The organism is Labrenzia sp. OB1 (assembly GCF_001624695.1).
GTDB lineage: Bacteria > Pseudomonadota > Alphaproteobacteria > Rhizobiales > Stappiaceae > Roseibium.
This window is the reverse complement of record NZ_JSEP01000069.1, coordinates 1-2,543: the sequence shown is the minus strand read 5'-3', so window position 1 is coordinate 2,543 and position 2,543 is coordinate 1. Positions and strand designations below refer to the sequence as shown.

Genomic DNA, 2,543 nt, shown 5'->3' with positions numbered 1-2,543 from the left:
TCCTCACAGGTTGCGCCCGGTGCCCATGGCGTGGTCATCCTTGATCAGGCCGGATGGCACACGTCAAACAAGCTCGCCATCCCGGACAACATCACACTCTTGCCTTTGCCACCCCGATCTCCCGAACTCAATCCTGTCGAAAACCTATGGCAGTACATGCGAGAAAACTGGCTCTCAAACCGGGTCTTCAAGGACTACGACCAGATCGTCGACCTGTGCTGCCGGGCCTGGAACACGCTCATCGATCAGCCATGGAAAATCATGTCAATCGGAATGCGTGACTGGGCGCATCGGTCCTGWATTTTGTCGTTTGGTATTAGAGGATTGAGATGAAGCGCCCGATACGTTTTGCGCCCGAGATAGCATATCAGCGAGCCGCGTGCTTGAGTTGCTCGGCGGACGTGACGAAGACGAAGCAAAGCTGCTTGGAAGCTTCCGCGATGAGTTGCTCGGTCTTGCTTCCACTGAGCGCCCAGCTAAACTAGCGCTTTGAGCGGTGTTCGCTGGCGGTTGTCCATGGTTTTGGTCCTGGGCTGCCGCAGCTGCCGAGACGAGCTGCCTAAAAGCCCCTTCCTTTCCTGTGACTGGCATGTTCTGGAGCCTTTCTCTGTTTTTCCTCGAAGGCGCGCATGATTTCGGTCGTGGCTGGTGCAGGCACCAAGTGGCCGCCGGCACCACCTTGAGATGCGGCAGTTCTTCGCGACTTGCCAGGCGATACACGCTGCAAGAATTTAGTAGCGCACTGCAAGAGCACCGGTTGTCCTAATTGATACAATAAGGACTTTTACAATTTTTCATCTCTCTTTTTAGTAGTTTATATTAAAATACCGGTGCGGAAACGCATCAGATACTGCTTTAATTTCAGTGTGATTTGCGGTTTTATTTCCGAATGATTGTAAAATGTTTGCCAAACCGCTACGAAAGCAATGCAGATACGCATAGCTGTTTCGATGACACGGCCCGCAATCTTCACGAGCCGCCTCTGCAAATTTGTGAAGCCCTCCCGCTTGAGGGCGCTGGTGTGCGGAACGGGGTTTGAGTAGCAACGGAACAGAAAATGGGGGCTTGTCGCAACTTTCGCTGACGGACAGATTTCTCCCATTCCAGGAGCGCCTTTCAGGTTTTGTTAACTTTTTCAATTCCGAAGAGTACCGCCAGCAGATCGTTTTGTTCGAGGACACTCCATTGACCGGTAAAGTCGAAGCCCTTCTTGAGCCACAGCATGGCTTCAAAGCCGGCGATGGATTTTCTGGCTGAGTTGAACGAGCGGAACCCGCCGACCTTCGGCATCTTCTTCACCCTGAAATGATCGCTCTCGATGCCTTGTTGCAAATGCTTGGTCACATAGTGCGCCGGATCCGAAGCAAGCAGACCGCCGTCAGCCGGGCGTGTCGCAAAGTTTTTTGACGTAGAAATTCATTCCATTCAGCAGGCTCGAATACGTCAATTTAGGTAAAAAATCTGGTCGCGCAGTCAAGAAATGACGGATTACGCTAGGTAGAAACCTACGAGCGCGCGCGAGAATTAGAACGTTTTTCTAATAATTTGGGGCCCCTGCAAACTTTGCGACACGCCCAAAACTACCTCTTCATGGGTTCACAAAGTGGCGGCAAATCTGCGGCAATTGCCTATACACTGATCGAAACCGCCAAACTCAACGGCATCGACCCGCGGGCCTGGCTGACCTGCGTCCTGGCACAAATCGCCGACCACAAGTTCAATCGCATCAACGAACTCATACCTTGGTGTTACGCTGCAAAGGCAGCGTAACAGAGCGCATCGCCCCCATGAAGGCCGGCTTAACCGGACGGAAACGATCCGACTACGAACCAGAGTCGTGGGCGCCTTCCCGGACAGCCGATCCTGTCTCAACCTGGCCGCCCACCTCCGTCACATCACTGGAACCAACTGGTCAACATGAGGATACATGAACATGGATCCGCTGCATGCGGCCAGAAATCAAACCTACCGAGCCGTCATTGCTTGATCAAATGCGCGAAAGACACTGGACACTACCGTTTCCCCAAGTGAGCATTCATTTCGATCAGTTTAACACGCGCTTCCAGATTTTCACGAATTACTATGACCTTTTCTTCAAAGATGCTACCAAAAGATCAATTTGGACAACATCGAATGCTTTGGATATAATTGGGATCTACAGAGTAGCTGTGGTTTCCAATGAGGTTGTTCATTGATTTTGGATCAATCGGCTGATCGGTGTTTTGAAGTTAATGCCGCCATGTAGCCTTTGGCAATTGTAGATATGGAGCCATCGTTGCAATGCGGCGTTCCTTTGCTCTGAGCTTTTGTACGGCACGCCGTAGGCCCATTCTTCCTGGAGGGTTTTGATGAAGCGTTCGGCCTTTCCGTTCGTCTGGGGCGTGTAGGGTCTGGTTCGGATGTGTCTTGCACCGAGCTGCTGTGTGGTTGCGGCAAAGAGGTTTGATCGGTAACCGACGCCGTTGTCGGTCATGACGCGTTCCACGGTGATACCCCTGGCAGCGAACCATCTGGTCGCCCGTACGAGGAACATGGCGCAGGTG

Annotated in this window: 2 protein-coding genes and 2 pseudogenes; 2 read left to right on the top strand and 2 right to left on the bottom strand. The window is 52.3% G+C overall.

The window, feature by feature from the left end; all coding sequences use genetic code 11:
* Positions 1–333: transposase (locus OA90_RS27605; protein ID WP_199823888.1), on the top strand; the 333-nt coding region annotated here is incomplete at its 5' end.
* Positions 334–1,116: 783 nt separating this feature from the next.
* Here OA90_RS27605 and OA90_RS27595 read toward each other — a convergent pair.
* Positions 1,117–1,374: pseudogene (locus OA90_RS27595) on the bottom strand (DDE-type integrase/transposase/recombinase); the annotation flags it as partial.
* Positions 1,375–1,575: 201 nt separating this feature from the next.
* On the opposite strand from OA90_RS27595, the pseudogene OA90_RS27590 reads away from it, so the two are divergent.
* Positions 1,576–1,770, top strand: a pseudogene (locus OA90_RS27590) (transposase domain-containing protein); the annotation flags it as partial.
* 418 nt (positions 1,771–2,188) lie between these two features.
* Here OA90_RS27590 and OA90_RS27580 read toward each other — a convergent pair.
* Positions 2,189–2,543, bottom strand: a 355-nt coding sequence (locus OA90_RS27580; protein WP_156510731.1) for an integrase core domain-containing protein, incomplete at its 5' end; no start/stop codon positions are given.